This window comes from Paenibacillus planticolens (assembly GCF_013141725.1).
GTDB lineage: Bacteria > Bacillota > Bacilli > Paenibacillales > NBRC-103111 > Paenibacillus_E > Paenibacillus_E planticolens.
In genome coordinates, this window is the sequence record NZ_WHNZ01000002.1 from 1 (window position 1) to 1,660 (window position 1,660).

Consider the following 1,660-nt stretch of genomic DNA (forward strand, 5'->3'; position numbering starts at 1 on the left):
GTATGTACGTTGAATTCTGACCGTAAGGACAGGTGGAGCGCATACAAGTGAGAATGCCGGTATAAGTAACGAAAAGATCAGTGAGAATCTGATCCGCCGAAAACCTAAGGGTTCCTGAGGAAGGCTCGTCCGCTCAGGGTAAGTCGGGACCTAAGGCGAGGCCGAAAGGCGTAGTCGATGGACAACAGGTGGAAATTCCTGTACCACCGTAGCCGTTATGAGCAATGGAGTGACGCAGAAGGATAGTGACGCAGACTGATGGATGTCTGTCCAAGCAGTGAGGCTGGTTAGTAGGCAAATCCGCTAACCGTAAGGCTGGGCTGTGATGGGGAGGGAAACTTTAAGTACCGAAGGTCATGATTTCACACTGCCAAGAAAAGCTTCTAGCCAGGCGAAGGTGCCCGTACCGCAAACCGACACAGGTGGGTGAGAAGAGAATTCTAAGGCGCGCGGAAGAACTCTCGTTAAGGAACTCGGCAAAATGACCCCGTAACTTCGGGAGAAGGGGTGCCTCGGTAGGGTGAATAGCCCGAGGGGGCCGCAGTGAAAAGGCCCAAGCGACTGTTTAGCAAAAACACAGGTCTGTGCGAAGCCGCAAGGCGAAGTATACGGGCTGACGCCTGCCCGGTGCTGGAAGGTTAAGAGGAGTGGTTAGGGGGCAACCCCGAAGCTATGAATTGAAGCCCCAGTAAACGGCGGCCGTAACTATAACGGTCCTAAGGTAGCGAAATTCCTTGTCAGGTAAATTCTGACCCGCACGAATGGCGTAACGACTTGGGCGCTGTCTCAACGAGAGATCCGGTGAAATTTTAATACCTGTGAAGATGCAGGTTACCCGCGACAAGACGGAAAGACCCCATGGAGCTTTACTGCAGCTTGATATTGGACTTTGGTACGATCTGTACAGGATAGGTGGGAGCCTTTGAAGCCTGAGCGCCAGCTTGGGTGGAGGCGCCGTTGGGATACCACCCTGATCGTATCGGAGTTCTAACCTGGTACCGTGAACCGGTATGGGGACAGTGTCAGGTGGGCAGTTTGACTGGGGCGGTCGCCTCCTAAAATGTAACGGAGGCGTTTAAAGGTTCCCTCAGAATGGTTGGAAATCATTCGCAGAGTGCAAAGGCATAAGGGAGCTTGACTGCGAGACCTACAAGTCGAGCAGGGACGAAAGTCGGACTTAGTGATCCGGTGGTACCGAATGGAAGGGCCATCGCTCAACGGATAAAAGCTACCCTGGGGATAACAGGCTTATCTCCCCCAAGAGTCCACATCGACGGGGAGGTTTGGCACCTCGATGTCGGCTCATCGCATCCTGGGGCTGAAGTAGGTCCCAAGGGTTGGGCTGTTCGCCCATTAAAGCGGTACGCGAGCTGGGTTCAGAACGTCGTGAGACAGTTCGGTCCCTATCTGTCGCGGGCGTAGGAAATTTGAGAGGAGCTGTCCTTAGTACGAGAGGACCGGGATGGACGTACCGCTGGTGTACCAGTTGTCTCGCCAGAGGCACCGCTGGGTAGCTATGTACGGAGGGGATAAGCGCTGAAAGCATCTAAGCGCGAAGCCCCCCTCAAGATGAGATTTCCCAGTATGTAAGACCCCTTGTAGACGACGAGGTTGATAGGTTCGAGGTGGAAGTGCAGCAATGCATGCAGCTGACGAATAC

General features: G+C 54.0%; 1 rRNA gene. It reads left to right on the plus strand.

The features are described from left to right. Positions 1-1,660 (plus strand): 23S ribosomal RNA (locus tag GC097_RS00010); the annotation flags it as partial.